Annotated in this window: 13 protein-coding genes and 1 pseudogene; 5 read left to right on the top strand and 9 right to left on the bottom strand. The window is 72.3% G+C overall.

Features of this window, described 5'->3' with window-relative positions:
• Positions 1 to 12 precede the first annotated feature (12 nt).
• Entirely contained in the window at positions 13 to 1,722 is a 1,710-nt protein-coding gene (dld, locus tag ACHUEU_RS11150) for a D-lactate dehydrogenase (RefSeq protein WP_394216195.1), read from the bottom strand.
• 509 nt (positions 1,723 to 2,231) lie between these two features.
• Between dld and ACHUEU_RS11145 the strand changes: the two genes are divergently transcribed.
• A complete protein-coding gene (locus ACHUEU_RS11145) occupies positions 2,232 to 2,867 on the top strand; it encodes an SDR family NAD(P)-dependent oxidoreductase (protein WP_394216274.1) in 636 nt (211 codons plus the stop codon).
• Positions 2,794 to 3,330, top strand: a complete 537-nt coding sequence (locus ACHUEU_RS11140; RefSeq protein WP_394216273.1) for a nucleoside deaminase — start codon at positions 2,794 to 2,796, stop codon at positions 3,328 to 3,330. Before ACHUEU_RS11145 ends, ACHUEU_RS11140 begins: the two co-directional genes overlap by 74 nt.
• A gap of 43 nt (positions 3,331 to 3,373) precedes the next feature.
• Here ACHUEU_RS11140 and ACHUEU_RS11135 read toward each other — a convergent pair whose 3' ends face one another.
• The 6 genes from ACHUEU_RS11135 to ACHUEU_RS11110 form a co-directional block, all read right to left on the bottom strand.
• Positions 3,374 to 4,471 (bottom strand): diaminopropionate ammonia-lyase, encoded by a 1,098-nt coding sequence (locus ACHUEU_RS11135; protein ID WP_394216194.1) that lies wholly within the window; start codon positions 4,469 to 4,471, stop codon positions 3,374 to 3,376.
• Positions 4,468 to 5,637: an amidohydrolase gene (locus ACHUEU_RS11130; RefSeq protein WP_394216193.1), complete on the bottom strand. Its 1,170-nt coding sequence runs from the start codon at positions 5,635 to 5,637 to the stop codon at positions 4,468 to 4,470. The genes ACHUEU_RS11135 and ACHUEU_RS11130 overlap by 4 nt, the downstream gene beginning before the upstream one ends.
• A 48-nt stretch (positions 5,638 to 5,685) precedes the next feature.
• Positions 5,686 to 6,651, bottom strand: coding sequence for a sucrase ferredoxin (locus tag ACHUEU_RS11125; protein WP_394216192.1), 966 nt, complete (start codon positions 6,649 to 6,651; stop codon positions 5,686 to 5,688).
• Positions 6,652 to 6,664: 13 nt separating this feature from the next.
• Entirely contained in the window at positions 6,665 to 7,897 is a 1,233-nt protein-coding gene (locus ACHUEU_RS11120) for a cupin domain-containing protein (RefSeq protein ID WP_394216191.1), read from the bottom strand.
• A complete protein-coding gene (locus ACHUEU_RS11115; protein ID WP_394216190.1) occupies positions 7,894 to 8,145 on the bottom strand; it encodes a BatC protein in 252 nt (83 codons plus the stop codon). Before ACHUEU_RS11115 ends, ACHUEU_RS11120 begins: the two co-directional genes overlap by 4 nt.
• Positions 8,146 to 8,259: 114 nt before the next feature.
• Positions 8,260 to 8,799: a TetR/AcrR family transcriptional regulator gene (locus ACHUEU_RS11110; protein WP_394216189.1), complete on the bottom strand. Its 540-nt coding sequence runs from the start codon at positions 8,797 to 8,799 to the stop codon at positions 8,260 to 8,262.
• Between the two features lie 99 nt (positions 8,800 to 8,898).
• On the opposite strand from ACHUEU_RS11110, the gene ACHUEU_RS11105 reads away from it, so the two are divergent.
• The 3 genes and pseudogenes from ACHUEU_RS11105 to betT all read left to right on the top strand — a co-directional run bounded on the left by ACHUEU_RS11105 (position 8,899) and on the right by betT (position 14,083).
• Positions 8,899 to 10,410 (top strand): MFS transporter, encoded by a 1,512-nt coding sequence (locus tag ACHUEU_RS11105; RefSeq protein WP_394216188.1) that lies wholly within the window; start codon positions 8,899 to 8,901, stop codon positions 10,408 to 10,410.
• Between the two features lie 50 nt (positions 10,411 to 10,460).
• The gene (locus tag ACHUEU_RS11100; RefSeq protein WP_394216187.1) at positions 10,461 to 11,744 is read left to right on the top strand and encodes a flavin monoamine oxidase family protein; all 1,284 of its coding nucleotides are present in this window, start codon (positions 10,461 to 10,463) and stop codon (positions 11,742 to 11,744) included.
• Positions 11,745 to 11,822: 78 nt separating this feature from the next.
• Positions 11,823 to 14,083: pseudogene (gene betT / locus ACHUEU_RS11095) on the top strand (choline BCCT transporter BetT).
• 114 nt (positions 14,084 to 14,197) lie between these two features.
• Here the strand turns inward: betT and ACHUEU_RS11090 are convergent.
• Complete coding sequence (locus ACHUEU_RS11090; RefSeq protein ID WP_394216186.1) at positions 14,198 to 15,115, bottom strand: ribokinase; 918 nt, start codon at positions 15,113 to 15,115, stop codon at positions 14,198 to 14,200.
• A gap of 75 nt (positions 15,116 to 15,190) precedes the next feature.
• Positions 15,191 to 16,219 (bottom strand): LacI family DNA-binding transcriptional regulator, encoded by a 1,029-nt coding sequence (locus ACHUEU_RS11085; protein WP_394216185.1) that lies wholly within the window; start codon positions 16,217 to 16,219, stop codon positions 15,191 to 15,193.
• Between the last annotated feature and the right edge of the window lie 156 nt (positions 16,220 to 16,375).

Raw genomic sequence — 16,375 nt, 5'->3', positions numbered from 1 at the left:
CGGTCGCCGTCCTCACGCCCACCCCTTCCGCGGCGACGTCTCCCCCACGCCGGCGTTGAACATGTTCAGCGGGTCGAGCCGGCGGAAGTGCTCCACCATCGACGCGGGCGCGGGATAGATGCGGCCGTAATTGTGCTCGGCGGGCACGGCGGCGCCGCGACTCTCGAGCAGAGCCGTCATCTCCTTCTTCAGCGCGACGGGGTCCACGCCCTTCTTCGCGACATGGTCCTGGTGCAGCACGTGGCAGAAGAAGTGCCCGAAATAGACGCTCTCCAGCAGCTGGTCGGCGAGGTGCGGAGGCAGGTGCTCCAGCCAGTCCTCGTCGTCCCGGCGCAGGGCGACGTCGAAGGTGACCATGGCGAAGGCCTCGGCGCGGTGCATGACGAAGTAGCGGCTGGCGGCGCTGGCCACGCCGAAGCGGATCAGGGTGGCGCTCTGCGCCTCCTCGGCATCGCACTCGAAGAACGCTCCCTCATGCTCGGGGGCGGCGAAGAATTCCTCGAGCACGCGCGCGGTCGCCTCGCGCTGGCTGCCGCTGACCACCAGCAGCAGGTGATGCGCGTACCGGTCGCGGAAGCCGACCAGCCGCGGCGGGATCTTCTCCGGCACCAGGGAGAACAGCTTCTGGGAGATCGCGTCGGCGACCGACGGACCCATGCCCGGCAGCTTCGCGAACACTCCGTTCGCCCAGCTCTTCAGCGCGAGCATGCGCACCAGGGTGCGGGAGCCGGCGTGCTTGAGGGAGACGTAGGTGTCCTTGCCGTACTCGGTCGCAAGATCGACGGCGTGCGCGCTCAGGTACTCGCCGGAGATCGGCAGCGGAGCGTCGGCGGCGAGGATCGAGCGTCGCAGCGCCTCAAGATCCGCGGGGCGGTGCGTGCCGATGTAGAACGTGGCCTTGTCCCGCTCGAGCGGGAAGGTGCGGGTGCGCACGGCGAACACCATCAGCTTGCCCGCGCATCCGGAGGCCTCGTGGAGGAAGGTCGGGTCCGCGTTGAAGCGGGCCGGGGTGCCGGCCAGCTCGCGCACGTGGTCGGCGTAGGCGGTGCCGGTGGAGTCCGGCGGCGGCGGGGTGACATCGGCGGCCTCCCACTGGCCGCGCTGCAGCCGGTCGAGGAGGTGCGTGGGGTCGGTGCCGAGGTCGATGCCCAGGTGGTTCACCAGGTGGATCTGCCCCTGCTCGTCGACCCGGGCGAAGAGCGCCTGCTCCGTGTACGCGGGGCCCTTGCGGAGCTGGGTGCCGCCGGAGTTGTTCGCGATGCCGCCGACGACGCTCGCGCCGATCGACGTCGAGCCGATCACCGAGTGCGGCTCGCGCCCGTGCGGGGCGAGCATCTCCTCGAGCGCGAAGAGGGTGGCACCGGGCAGGCAGATCGCCTCGCGAGCGTGGTGGATCAGATGGATCTGGTCGATCCGCAGCGTGGAGAGGATGACGATGTCGCGGTCGTAGTCCTGATCGCCGGGCACGGATCCGCCCGTGATCCCGGTGTTGGCGGCCTGGGTGATGACGATGAGGTCATGGTCGACGCACACCTGCAGGGCCCGCCACATGTCCACCAGCGAGCCCGGCCGCAGCACGGCGAGCACCTCGCCCATCCCGAAGCGGTCACCGGTGGTGTACGGGGCCGTGGCACGTGCCGAGGTGAGGACGTGCCCCCGCCCCATGATCTCGGTGAAGGCCGGGACGGCCCCCGACGATCGGGGATTCCGCGGTGCATGCATGTGTGGGTTCTCCCTGTTCTCGGGGCGAGAGGAGGGACGGGGGCTGCTTCGGATGCCCCGATCTCCTTCGGTCACGGCGCCATGTAGTAGTTCTCGCGGAAGGGGTTCCCGGGATCGTCACGCTGCGTGACGCGCTGCAGCCGACGGTACTTCTGTCCTCCGCAGCTCGCCCGGGTGAAGTCCGTGTGGGTGCGCGTGACTTCGCGGGACCGGATATCCGGATGTGGTCGCCATGGCCTCGAACCCCCTGCGTCGGTGGGCCTCTGCCTCGGTGGGCAGCGTCGCGCTCTCGACGGTACTCGTGCAGGTGAGGGCTGACAATGGAGGGGCATCGATCAGCCGGGTGCCTTCGAGGACCGGTACCGAGGCGCCCCCGATCCGCAGTTGCGGGATCCGTCGGTCCTGCGCCGGAAGGCGAGCACGCGCATTCCTCGCAGCCCGCTCCGCTACGGTGACAGCGAGGCGGCACTCGCGCTGAGAATCGCGATGAAGGAGTCGTCGTGCCTGACATGTCAGGGAAGAACGGGATCGTCACCGGCGCGGGCGGGGGGGGCATCGGCCGTGCCAGCGCGCTCGCCTTCGCTAATGCCGGCGCGCGCGTGCTGATCATGGACATCGCCGCGGAGCCGCTCGAGGAGACCGCGCGGCTGATCGGTGAGGCCGGCGGCACCGCGGAGACCATGGTCGGCGATGCCTCCGACGAAGACTTCGCCGCGCAGATGGTGGCGCGCACGGTCGAGCTGTGGGAGACGCTCGACTTCGCCCACAACAACGCGGGCATCGGCATCGCCGCGACTCCGTTCGCGCAGCAGGAGCGCTCGACGTGGGACCGGGTGTTCACGCTGAACGCGTTCGGCGCCATGAGCTTCATGAAGCACGAGCTGCGCCAGATGGAGAAGCAGGGCTTCGGGGCGATCGTGAACACCTCCTCGATGTCCGGCAAGAACGGCAGCCCGGGCCTGTCCCCCTACGACGCCTCGAAGTGGACGGCGGCGAGGGGATCCTCGGTAAGCAGTGAGACAGCCGGGCGCTCTCGCCTTCGCGCGGCCGGTGTGGTGAGGTGGCTCCATGATGGATCCTTCTGCACCCACCGGCTCAGCCTCCGTCGAGTCGGTCGCTACCGCCGCTGCGCTCACCGATCGTGAGCGCACTTGGCTGCGCCGCTGCGTGGACCTCGCCGAGGAGGCGCTCGCTGCCGGGGACGAGCCCTTCGGTTCGCTCCTCGTGGGCGCCGAGGGGACGGAGCTGTTCGCCGATCGCAACCGGGTCGCCGGTGGTGACGACACCCAGCATCCCGAGTTCGCGATCGCCCGCTGGGCCGCGGAGCACCTCTCCCCCGCCGAGCGTGCCCGGGCGACGGTGTTCACCTCCGGGGAGCACTGCCCGATGTGCGCCGCCGCCCACGCCTGGGTGGGGCTCGGCCGGATCGTCTACGCCAGCAGCGGTGCGCAGCTGAGCGCCTGGGTCCAGGAGTGGGGCGTCCCGGCGGGACCGGTCGCTCCGCTGCCGATCCAGGTCGTCGCGCCGGGGATCGAGGTGGCAGGCCCGGATGCGGAGCTCAGCGCTGAGATCCGGGAGCTGCAGGCGCGAGCGCTCGGCCTCCGCTGAGCGTCTTGACGCCGGGCATCGCTCCGTGCGCGCCGCGGCGCGCTCATGCCGCCGGCACGGGGTTCGCCTCCGCCCCCTCGGTGATCATCAGCACCACCACGCTGTCCGGTCCCAGCCCCAGGTGCTGCCGGCGCGCCTGCCCCTCACGGACCGTCAGGATCTCCCGCGCGCCCGCCAGTGAGGCCGCCCCGCACGGCCCGGCCTGGACCCCGAGCGCCGCGAGGCGGTGCGCCGCGTCGATGGCTCCCTGGTCGCTCACCGTGACCGCGGCGTCGAGCCCGTCACGGATCAGCGGCCAGGCCAGCGAGGAGGGGGTGCCGCAGTTCAGCCCGGACATGATCGTCGTCCCGGTCTCCACGGTGACGGGATGGCCCACCTCGAGGCTGGGCCCGATGCAGGCCGCCGCGTCGGGCTCCACGGAGACCACGGCCGTGCTGCCAGAACTGCTGCGGCGGCGGTGGTGGGCCAGCGCGGCCTGCAGCAGCGAGCCGACCCCGGTGGGGACGAGCAGCAGATCCGGGCTGTTCCGCCCGGTCTCGTGCAGCTGGGCCTCGATCTCCGAGAACAGCGTCGCATAGCCCTCGACGATCCACCTCGGCACCTCCTCGTAGCCGTCCCAGGCGGTGTCCTGGACCAGCACCCCGTCGTGCTCCGCCGCATGGTCGGCGGCGGCGCGGACCGTCCGGTCGTAGGAGCCGTCCACCTCCACCACCTCGGCGCCCTCGGCGCGGATCGCCGCGATGGCAGAGGGGTGAACGCCCCCCGCCGGCACCAGGATGCGGGCCCGGCGACCGGCCGCGCGGGCGAAGTGAGCCACGGCCCGTCCGTGGTTGCCGTCGGTCGCCGTGATCACCTCGGCGTCAGCTCGTCGGCCCGCCGTCTCGAGCGCGCGGTGGACCGCCCACGACGCCCCCAGGGCCTTGAAGGCCGGCAGCCCCAGCCGGGTGGACTCGTCCTTCGCGACGACGGTGCCGACACCGAGCTCGCGGGCCAGCTCCGGCAGCTCGACCAGCGGCGTCGGGGCGTAGTCGGCGAGCGCGCGATGGAAGCGCTGCGCGGCCTCGTCCGGGTCCGGGCACGACCAGGACGGGTCGCGGTCACTCGCGACCCAGCGCCTGGTGGGGGTGCCGGCAGTGCTCATGCTCTGTTCTCCTTGGTCAGTCGGGCACGGACGAGTGCGGTGAAGAAGTCGATCCCCGCGGGGAGGATCGCGTCGTTGTAGTCGAAGCGCCGGCTGTGCAGCGGTGCCGTGCCGCCGTCGGCGATCTCTCCGGCGCCGAGTAGGGCGAAGCAGGCCGGCACGGCGCGGGCAAAGGCGGCGAAGTCCTCGCTCGCGGTGATCGGTCGGCAGGAGGCCTCGACCCGGTCGGCCCCGACGGCCGCCTCGGCCGCGGAGATCGCGTGGCGGGCGCAGTCCGGATCGTTGATCGTCGGGCGGAAGACGCGCGTGTACGACACCTCGGACGCGGCCCGGTGGGCGCGAGCGATCCCCTCGGCGATCTCGCGGATGCGCGCCTCGACCAGTGCGCTGTTCTCGTCGGTGAAGGTCCGCGCATCGCCCCGGATCACCACCTGATCGGGGAGGGCGTTGCGGGCTCCGTCGGTGTCCAGGTCCGTGCAGGAGACGACCACCGCGTCGAGGGGGTCGACGCTGCGGGAGACGATGGTCTGGAGGGCCAGGATGATCTCCGCGGCGATGACCAGGGGGTCGATCACGAGGTGGGGCGCCGAGGCATGCCCGCCTCTGCCGGTGACGGCGATCTCGACGTTGTCCTCCGCGGCCATGAGCGGTCCGCTGCGGGTGTGGATCTCTCCCTCGGGCAGCCCGGGCAGGTTGTGCAGTCCGAACATCTCGTCGACGGGGAACCGTGCGAACAGTCCGTCGGCGATCATGGCCTCGGCGCCGGTCCCGGGTTCCTCGGCCGGTTGGAAGACGAGGCGGACCGTGCCCTCCCAGTCGGCGTGCTCCGTCAGCGCGGCGGCGGCGCCGAGCACCATCGCCATGTGCCCGTCATGGCCGCAGGCGTGCATGGCGCCGGGGGTGCGCGAGCTGTGGGCGACCCCGGTGCGCTCCTCGATCGGCAGCCCGTCCATGTCCGCGCGCAGCGCGATCGAGCGGCTGCTCGCACCTCGCGTCAACGAGGCGACGACGCCGCTGCCGCCGACGCCGGTCGTCACCTCCCATCCGAGGTCCGTGCAGGTCCGGGCGACGAAGGCCGCCGTCTCCCCGACGTCGAAGGCGATGCCCGGTATCCGATGGAGCTCCCGGCGCCACCGGATGGCCGACTCATAGGGGTCTGCAGTCATGGCCTCAGCATCCCCGGCCGGTGCGGCGCCGTCCACCGTCCGCGGATCTCAGTGGCCGCCGCGTGCGGGCAGGACCTGCATCGAGACCGCCTCGAACCGGCGCACCGGGAAGGGCTGCCGGGCTCCGCAGGTGCTCAGCAGCGGCTCGGTCCACGTCTCCCGCAGGGTCACCACGATCTCGTCGTCATCGCGGAGCAGGCGGACGGTCGTGGGCTCGTCCCCGGAGCCGAGCTCCTCCGCCAGCGGTGCCAGCGCCTCCAGGCGCTTCTCCCCGAGCTGGTGGCGGGCGTGGTCCTCCGCCGCCTGGACGGCCGGGGTCCTCGCGCTGCGACCGCGGAAGTGCTCGGGCACGATCATCCCGCGCTCGTACTGCGCGGCGAGGTGCACGGCGGCCGGAGCCGGCACCCGCCCGTAGTAGAGGCCGTGCGGGAGCAGGATCATGGTGGCCGCGAAGCGGTCGCCGCCCAGGTGTGAGCATTCCCAGGTCTCGTCGGGATAGGCCTCGGCGAGCGCGGCGGCGACGGGCCTGCCCCGCACCGCGCAGCAGCGGTCGTGCCGGCCATGGGTGCAGATCAGGAATGCCGGGCGGTCCGTGGGCTCGCCTGCGGTGCCGTCCAGCGGCAGGTCCAGCAGTTCGGCGTGGTCCTCGATCGTGCCCCAGCGCAGCTTCTCGTGCCCGGGGCGGGAGTCCGCGATCGCCCAGCGCATGGTGGTGCGCGCTCGCCGCTGGTCGGCGCGGAGCCCGAAGCGGCGGACCGCGACGGGGCGCAGGCCGGCCCGTTCGGCGCGCACGGCGATGGCGCGGCCGAGCGTGCGCTCCAGGACCGGGGAGTCGAGGAAGGCGTGGGGGCCCCAGGCGCCGTCGACCTCGACCAGCAGCCAGCGCATACCCAGCCCGCCGGTCGCGCCGAGATCGTCCCCGCGCTCGCGGGAGCGGTCGCTGCACGGGGCCCAGTCGGTGCCCGCGTCCTCGACGTGCACGGCCTCGGCGGGGCCCTCGTCGGGGACCGTCATCGGCGCGCGCCCTTCACGCCGGCACCACCAGACCCTCGCGGAGCAGGCGCCGGGCGACCACCAGGGACGACTCCGCGTCCAGGCCCGGCAGCTCACCGGCGCGGCAGGGCGCCGCCCGGAGGGCGCGGATGGCGGGAGCGGCCTCGGCGGGCAGGGTCAGAGTCGTCGTGCGCAGTCGGAGGCGGATGTTGTGCTCGTCCTCCTCGATCCGCTCCTCGAGGCCGGCGCGCCAGGTGAGGGTGCGGTCGGCGGTGAGCGCCGCGATGGCGTCGAGCGTGGCCAGCGGTCGCACCGGCTCGGGACGGGTGGCCGCGGCGTGGGTGCGGTGCATCTGCGCGGCGAGCTGCTCGGGCTCGGCCCGCTCCAGCAGGGCGTGGGCGGCGGTGACGGTCGCCGCCAGGTCCTCCAGGAGCGAGGCGGGGTCGGTGAAGTCCACTCCGAGCGCCAGGGAGCGGCGCAGCTCCGGATCCTCCCCGGCGCGGGCCAGGAGGGTGGTGAGCAGATCGTGGCGGGTGGTGGCGCGCAGCCCGATGGTGAGGTGGATCGAGGTCTCGCCCTGGGCCACTGCCGAATGCAGCCAGCCGCGGGGCAGGTAGAGCACGTCCCCCGGCTCGAAGACCTGATCGATGTGCGGCGGCCGCTGTGCGGCCGCGGCGACAGCCTCGCGGTGGTCGCTCCAGGGCTGGTCGACCAGCGGGTGGGGATGGACCGGCTCGTGGAGGGTCCAGCGCTTGCTCCCGGCGATCTGCAGCACGAACACGTCATGCGTGTCGTAATGCGGATCGAAGCCTCGGGAGGAGGCAGGGGTGATGTAGGCGTTGACCTGGGCGGGGTGGCCCAGGTCGCGGACCAGGTCGCGGGTGAAGGCGGCGATCGGCTCCCAGGTGCGGTGCAGGCCCTGCAGCACCAGGGTGGCCCCGGCGGCGATCTGCGCCAGGACCTTCGCGGAATCCAGCTGATCGTTCACCTCGGCGCCGATCCCGCCGGAGGAGGTGAACAGCGAGGGGCTCAGCACCTCGCCCTCGACAGCCATGCGGGCGAAGGGGGTGCGCAGGCCGCGGTGGGCGATCAGCTCATCGACCGCCTCCGCGCTGAAGAGGTCGGCGAATCCGCCCGCGCTGCGGGTCAGCAGCGGGCGCTCACCCCAGTGCTCCTGGGCGAACTGCTGCGCGGACATCCCGGTCAGACGACGGAGCGCGGGGCGGTCGCCCGCTCCGCGCTCCGTCTGCGACGCGCTGTCGCTCATGCAGTGCCGTCCGCACCGCCGTCGTGACCGTGCGGGTTCGCGCCGCCGTCGGCCGTGCCCTCGCCACCGGCAGTGCCATCCGCACCACCATCGTGGCCCTGCGGGTTCGCACCACCGTCAGCCGTGCCCTCACCACCGGCGGTGCCATCCGCGCCGCCATCGTGGCCCTGCGGGTTCGCGCCGCCGTCGGCCGTGCCCTCACCACCGGCGGATCCGGTGGTCGTGATGTCCTCGTCCTTGATGCTCATCGCTGTCCTCCTCGGAGACCGTTCCTGGCGGGAGTCGCCGCTTCCGACGCTACCGGTCGGCGCGCCGCGGCGCGAGCACTTCGCGGCAGCACGACCGCTCGGTCGCGCCGGGCCTCAGCGCGGGGCGCTGTCCAGGAGGTGTCCGATCACCGGCATCAGCTCATCCGGCCCGAAATGCGCGGTCCCGGCATGGTCGGTGCCGCCGGTCAGCGCCGCATCGAAGTAGAGCCCGTCGCCGATGAGCAGGATCGCGCGAGCCGTCGGCAGGTGGGCGACCTCCTCGAGGATGAGCTCGAGCCAGCCGTCACGGGCCCGGGCCATCGCCGCGCGGGCGCCGGCATGGGATTCCTGGGCGAGCTGGGCCACGGCGACCAGGGCCCGGTCCAGCGGGGACTCCGTCCACACCGAGGTGCGCACGTAATAGTGCGACGGGCCGTCCTCGGCCTTCCGCATCGCCTCCCGGTCCTCGTCGACCAGCTCCTCGAGCCGCTCGATGAGGGCCTCGGCGAGCGCGTCCTTGGATCGGAAGTGGTACAGGAGACCGCCCTTGGAGACCCCGGCCTGGGCCGCGACGGCCTCGAGGGTGGTGGCCCGCTGCCCCTCGGCCAGGAGCAGGGTCTGATAGGCGGAGAGCAGGGCATCGCGGGCGGACATGAGAGCGACCTTACGCGCCTTGGGGTCCCAGCAATCTTGAACTGTACCGTCTGGACGGTTTAGTGTGAGCTCGTCCCGTACACATCCTGGAGGTCCCCCGTGCTGCCTGCCCTCGACACGGCCCCCTCCCCCACCCGCACCCCCTCGCGGTGGTGGGCGCTGGCGGTGCTGATGCTCCCGGTGCTGCTGGTCGCCATCGACAACACGGTGCTGGCCTTCGCGCTGCCCGCGATCTCCGAGGCGCTCACCCCCAGCGGCCAGCAGCTGCTGTGGATCGTGGACATCTACCCGCTGGTCCTCGCCGGCCTGCTCATCCCGATGGGCAGTCTGGGGGACCGTCTGGGCCGTCGGCGCCTGCTGCTGATCGGCGGCACCGGCTTCACGCTGGTCTCGGCCCTGGCGGCGTTCTCCCCGACGGCCGGGACGCTGATCGCCGCACGCGCCCTGATGGCCGTGTTCGGGGCCATGCTGATGCCGGCCACGCTCTCGCTGATCCGGAACATCTTCACCGACCCCAGCCAGCGTCGCACCGCGATCGCGATCTGGGCGGCGGGGTTCTCGGGCGGGGCGGCGCTGGGCCCGATCGTCGGCGGGTTCCTGCTGGAGCACTTCGCCTGGGGCTCGGTGTTACTGCTCGCCGTCCCGGTGATGCTCCCGCTGCTGGCCCTCGGCCCGCTCCTGATCCCGGAGTCGAAGGATCCTGCGCCGGGCCCTGTCGATCCCCTCAGTGTGCTGCTCGCGCTGGCGACGATGACGCCGCTGGTCTATGCGATCAAGCGCGTCTCCACCTCGGGCCTCGATGTCCTCTCGCTCGCCGGCGCGGTGATCGCGCTGCTGTGCGGGGCGGCCTTCGTGCGCCGGCAGCTGGCGCGACCGGTCCCGATGCTCGACGTCACGCTGTTCACCCGCCCGGTGTTCACCGGCGCGGTGGCCGCGAACCTGCTCAGCGTGTTCTCGCTGGTGGGGTTCTTGTACTTCGTCTCCCAGCACCTGCAGCTGGTCAGCGGTCACAGCCCGATGGAGGCAGGGCTCCTGCTGCTGCCGGGACTGGTGGTGACGATCATCGCCGGGCTGGTGGTGGTGCGGGTGGTCCGCCGCATCACCCCGGCCACCGCCGTGGTGGCGGGGCTGTGCCTGAACGCCACCGGATTCGCGCTGGTGATGGTCTCGGGCTTCTGGGGCGGCGACCTCACCCTGCTGACCGCGTTCGCGGTCCTCGGCGCGGGCGTGGGCACCGCCGAGACGATCAGCAACGACCTCATCCTCGCCGCCGTCCCGGCCGAGAAGGCCGGGGCCGCCTCGGCGATCTCCGAGACCGCATACGAGACCGGGGCCGTCCTCGGCACCGCCGTGCTGGGCAGCCTGCTGAACGCCGCCTACCGCAGCCACCTCGAGGTGCCCGCCGGGCTCACCACGGCGCAGCACACCGCCGCCTCGGAGACCCTCGGTGGGGCGACGGCCGTGGCCGCCGAGCTGCCGGCCCGCACCGGTCAGGCGCTGCTAGACTCCGCACAGCGCGCTTTCGACTCCGGGGCGCTGCTCACCAGCGGGATCGGAGCGGGGCTGATGGTCATCGCGGCATTGATCGCGCATCGCATGCTGCGGGGCTGAGGCCCGGGAGGGAGGCTCTACTCTGGACCCATCCCGAGCGGAGGAGCGGCATGGGCAGCACGGACACCGACGTCGTGATCATCGGCGCAGGCCTGGCCGGGCTGCAATGCGCGAGGCGGCTGCAGCGCGCCGGGCTGCAGGCCACCGTGCTCGAGGCCGCCGACAGCGTGGGAGGGCGGGTGGCCACCGAGCGCATCGACGGCTTCCTGTGCGACCGCGGCTTCCAGGTGCTCAACCCCGCCTACCCGGCGGTGCGGGCGTGGATCGACGAGGCGGCGCTGGAGCTGCAGAGCTTCGGCACCGGGGTCGACGTGCGCACGCCGGAGGGCATGCGCACCCTCGCCTCTCCGCTGCACCACCCGGGCCATGCGCTGCGCACGCTGCGCAGCGGACTGCTCGAGCCCCGCGACCTCGCCGCCCTGGCGCGCTGGATGGGGCCGACCATGCTCCGCGCGACCGTCTCGTCCCGCGCCACGCGGGATGCGACGCTGAGCGCCTCCCTGGACACGGCGGGCGCCACCGGACGCCTGCGCCGCGACGTGCTGGACACCTTCCTCGCCGGCGTCCTCGCCGACAGCACCGGCCAGAACTCTGCCAACTACGTCCGGCTCCTGCTGCGCTCCTTCGCCCTGGCGACCCCGGGCCTGCCCCGGGAGGGGATGCAGGCGCTGCCCGCCCAGATGGCGGCGTCGCTGCGCGAGCCCGTACAGCTGGCCACGCCCGCCGACGCCGTGAGGGAGGGCTCCCGCACCGTCACCGTGCACAGCGCCGCCGGACCGGTGCGCGCCCGCGCCGTCGTCCTCGCCGTCGGCCCCCAGGACCTTCCCGCGCTCACCACGGCCGGCAGCCTCCCGCCGCTCCCGGCGCCGCCCATGCACGGGCTGACCACCTGGTGGTTCGCCGCCCCGGAACCGCCCACCCGCAGCACTTTCCTGCGGCTGGACGCCTCCCGGGAGGGCGGCGGCCCCGCAGGGCCGATCTGGAACACCGCGGTCATCTCGAACGCGGCCCCCTCCTACGCCCCGCCCGGACAGCACCTGATCCAGGCGACGATCCTGCTGGACCAGCCGGACGGGCAGGCGGACGAGGCGGCGGTGCGCGCCGACCTCGGGCGGCTCTTCGGCACCTCGACCCGCTCGTGGGAGGTGCTCGCCCATCACGTCCTCCCGCACACCCTGCCCGCGCTGCCCCCGCCGCTGGTGGACCGCTCCCCCCAGCGCCTCTCCGCACGGGTGTTCGTGTGCGGGGACCATCGGGACACGGGCTCGATCCAGGGCGCGCTGGTCTCCGGGGACCGGGCGGCGCAGGCGATCACCGGAATCCTCGCCGTCTGAGGAGCGTCGCCCGGGAACGGATCGCGGAGCATCGGCGGTACGGTACGGAGGCTGTCACTCGACGGAAAGGAGAACGACGTGCCGGAGCCCGATGACGCGCAGCGATCCGCGGCGCACCTGCCCGCGCCGGGAGTCCAGCGCGGCCAGTTCGGCGCCACCGAGCGCCGCACCGCCGACAAGGACTCGCGCCCTCCGTCCTCGAGCACGGAACTGCGCACCAAGGGCCCTGCGGACTTCGCCGACCGTGCGCAGCCGCGCATCAACTGGCTCGTGTTCGTCAGCGCATCGGCCATCATCCTGGCCTTCTCGGTCTGGGCGATCCTCACCCCTCACGTCGCCGCCGGGACGATGAACCTCGCGGTCGACTGGATCTCCGTGAACCTCGGCTGGTTCTACGTGCTGACCATCACGCTGACGATCCTCTTCGTCCTCTGGGTCGCCTTCTCCAAAGAGGGCGGGGTCCGGCTGGGACCGGACCACTCCCGGCCCCAGTACAACCTGTTCACCTGGGTCTCGATGCTGTTCGCCGCGGGCGTCGGCATCGACATGCTGTTCTATTCCGTCACCGGCCCGGTCACCCAGTACATCGCTCCTCCGTCCGTCACGCCCGAATCCGCCGAGGCCGCGCAGGACGCGGTGATCTGGACGATGTTCCACTACGGCATCGCCGGCTGGTCCGTCTACGCCCTGCTCGGCATGGCGATGGGTACTTCGCCTACCGCTGGGGCATGCCGCTGTCGATCCGCGCGGCGCTGTACCCGCTGCTCGGCAAGCGCGTCCGGGGCCGGATGGGCGACGCGATCGATGTCTTCGCCCTCGTCGGCACCGTCTTCGGCGTCGCCACCTCGATGGGCATCGGCGTGGTCCTGCTGAACGTCGGTTTCTCCCTCCTCTTCGGGCTGCCCGAGGGTCTGGCGCTGCAGATCGCCCTGGTCGCCGTCGCCGTCGTGATGACGATCGCGGCCTGCACCTCGGGGGTCGACAAGGGGATCCGCATGATCTCCGAGCTGAACCTCTGGGTGGCCGGCGCGATGATCGCGTACATCCTGATCAGCGGGAACACCGCGTTCCTGCTCAGCACGATGGTCGAGAACATCGGCCGCTTCGTCTTCACCCTGCCCGCCCGGACCCTGGAGACCTTCGGATACGTCGACGGCGGCGCCGAGTGGATGAGCAGCTGGACCCTGTTCTTCTGGGCGTTCTGGCTCGCATGGGGGCCGTTCGTGGGCCTGTTCCTCGCCCGCATCTCCCGCGGACGCACCCTGCGGGAGTTCGTGATCGCGGCGATCACCGCGCCGGTGCTGTGCGACTTCCTCATCGTGACGATCTTCGGCAACTCGGCGCTGCGCAAGGTGCTGGACGGGGACTCCGCGTTCGCGGCGCTGGCGATGGCGAACCCCCAGCACGGCTGGTACGCCCTGCTCCAGTCCCTGCCCGGGGCGACCTTCCTGATCGGCCTGGCCACGCTCTCCGGCATGCTCTTCTACCTCACCAGCGCGAACTCCGGCGCCATGGTGATGGCCAACTTCTCCTCCTCCATCCCCGATCCGGCCCAGGACGGCGCGAAGTGGTTGCGCATCTACTGGGCACTGGTCACGGCGGTGCTGACGATCGCGATGCTGATCGCCGGGGGCGTGCGCACGATGGAGCTGGCGACGCTGATCTTCGCGCTACCGGTGACGATCATCGTGTATCTGGTGATGGCCTCGTTCTCCAAAGTGCTGCGGATGGAGCGCGCCGAGCGCGAGGGGATCACCCGCCGCATGCCCCAGGTGGCGGCCCATGGCGGTCACGCCCCCGAGAAGACGTGGCGGCAGCGGCTCGCACAGATCCGCTCCTACCCCTCCGAGCGCGCCGTCGCACGGTTCGAGACCGACGTGATCTCCCCCGCGCTGCGCGATGTCGCGGCGGAGTTCACGACGCTCGGCTACACCGCCGCGCTCACGATCGGTCCCGGTGCCGGTGGCGCGATCTCCGAGTACACGCTCCTGGTCACGATGCCCGAGGGGCAGCGGGACTTTCAGTACCGGGTCGCGCCCGTCCAGGCCGCCGTCCCCACCTTCGGCGCCCGCAGCATGTCCCGGGGCGCGGATGTGTACTACCGCCTGGAGGTGTTCACCCAGACCGGCTCGGAAGGGTACGACCTCATGGGGCTGACGTCCCAGCAGGTGATCGACGACGTCATCGATCGGTACGAGGCGCATCTGGCGTTCCTGCAGTACTCCAACGAACACGCGTACGAGTCCGTGATCACCCCGACCCACGTGCCGCACACCGATCCCGACTCCCACATCCCCGAGGAGCCCGACGACGTGGAGCCGATCGAGGACCGGGGGTAGCGGGTGCTCGGGCGGGTCGGCCCCGCGAGGGCCGCTCCGCCGAGAACGGCACCCCGCACCGCAGGATCACGGTCGAGTACGGGGTGGAGGACCCCCGGCGCTTCATGGTCCCGCTCAATCGAGCTGCGGCAGCTGGTCCTCGCGGCCGGGGTAGCTGGGCTGGGCGCCGGGGCCGGTGGCCGCGAAGGCACCGACCCGGGAGGCGAAGCGGGCCGCGACCGGGAGGGACTCGCCGCGGGCGAGGCCCACGGCGAGCGCGCCGATGAACGCGTCCCCGGCGCCGGTGGTGTCCACCGCGGTCACCGGCGCGACGGGGATGCGGCGCATCCCGTCGGCGTCGGCCACCAGCGAGCCCTGCGCGCCGAGGGTAAGGACCACGGAGGCGATGCCGGACTCCCGGAGCGCGGTGGCAATCTGCTCCGGCTGCTGGGGTGTCGCCGTCTCCGGGGTCAGCTGCGCGAGGACCAGGGCGGCCTCGTGCTCGTTGACCACCAGCGGGTCGGAGGCGCGCAGCACGGCCGGGTCCAGCTCCATGACCGGGGCGGGGTTGTGCAGGAACCGTCCCTGCACGAGCCCGGGCAGGGCCTCGATCCCCTCGCGGGGGATCTCGCCCTGGCACACCACGATCGCTGCACTCTCGAGCACCTCGCGGGAGGCGGTCACCTGGGCGGCGTCCACGGCGTCGTTGGCGCCGGCAACCACCACGATGGTGTTCTCGCCGTCCTCGGCGACGGTCACGATCGCGAGGCCCGTCGGCCCCTCGATCTCGCGCACGCCGTCCAGCCCTACGCCAGCCGCGCGCAGGCCGGACAGCCCCACCTCGGCCTGGGCATCGGTGCCGACGGCGCCGATCATCTGCACGCTCCCGCCGAGCTTCGCGGCGGCGACGGCCTGGTTCGCGCCCTTGCCGCCGGGCGTCATCTGCCCGCCCTGGCCGTGCAGGGTCTCCCCCGGCCGGGGGTGGCGGGCCACCTGGGCGCTGAGGTCGACGTTGATCGACCCGACCACCGCGATCGTCTCGGAGTGGCTCATTCGACTCTCCCCTCGACGTGGTCGGCGGGCAGTCGGACGGCGACGCCGTCGGGGGTAAGCAGGGCGGGCTGCGCGTCAGTCATGGCGTGGGGCCTCGACTTCCATGGGGATGGGGTGGGTGGTGAGCGTCGCGCCGGTGGGCAGGCGCAGGTGGGCGGGCAGGCGGTGCTCCGCGAGGGGGGTCTCGCCGCGCAGCTGGGCGTTCAGCAGCTGCACGGCGGTGGTGGCCATGCCCTCGAGGTCCTGGCAGATCAGCGGCAGCGGCGGCTGCAGGAGCGCGAAGGGGGCGATGTCGTCGAAGCCGATGAAGGGCAGATCGCGGGCCGGGACGATCCCGGTCTCGAGGCACTCCCGCACGGCGCCGAGCGTCATCCGGGAATCCGCCGCCAGCACCGCGTCCACCCCGGCGGCGAGCAGGGCCCGCATGCCGTCGTGGCCGGCCTCCTCCTGGAAGTCGCCGTGCTGGATGACTGTCTCGATGCCGATGTCCTCGACCGCGGCGGTGAACTTGGCCAGCCGCTCCACGCCGGTGGAGGCCTGGGCGGGGCCGGAGAGGAACCCCAGCCGCTGCGCTCCCCCGCTGGCGAGCACCTCGACGGCCTCGCGGATCGCGGGGCCGGTGTCGGAGACGACGGCCGGCACATCCATGCCGGCGATGGTGCGGTCCACGAACACCAGCGGCATCCCGGCCTCCTTCACGGCCGCCAGGGTGTCGCTCGCAGTGGAGAAGGGGGCGACGATGATGCCGTCCACCCGCTGCCGGCGCAGCACCAACATGTATTCGCGCATCAGCGCGGGATCCTCGTTCGCGCCGCACAGCACCACGGACAGGCCTGCCGCGCGGGCCTCGCGCTCGACCACATGGGCGAGCTCGGCGAAGAAGGGGTTGCGCACATCGGGGATCAGCAGGCCGATGGTCTCGGTGCGCTCCGAGCGCAGGGACCGGGCCTGGGCGTTGGGGATGAAGTCCAGCCGCTCGGCCGCGGCGAGCACCCGCTCGCGGGTCTCGGCGGCGACGGAGCCGTTGCCGGACAGGGCGCGGGAGGCCGTGCCGAGCGCCACTCCAGCCTCGGCGGCGATGTCCTTGATAGTGGGTCGAGACATCGGCGGCTCCTAGTCATCAGTGCCGATGGAAACGTTTCCAAACGGAATCGTAGCAGTGTGTGGTGTGAGGTTCAAGGCCCCGACGAGACTCACGAAAAGTGCCCGCGAACGGTCTTCGGTGCCTCATATGTTTTTGCCCGCGAAGCGAGGACCGTG

Source organism: Brachybacterium vulturis (assembly GCF_043641765.1).
In the GTDB taxonomy this organism is placed as follows: domain Bacteria; phylum Actinomycetota; class Actinomycetes; order Actinomycetales; family Dermabacteraceae; genus Brachybacterium; species Brachybacterium vulturis_A.
Note: the sequence above shows the minus strand (reverse complement) of the source record. Positions and strands in the feature narration are given on the sequence as shown.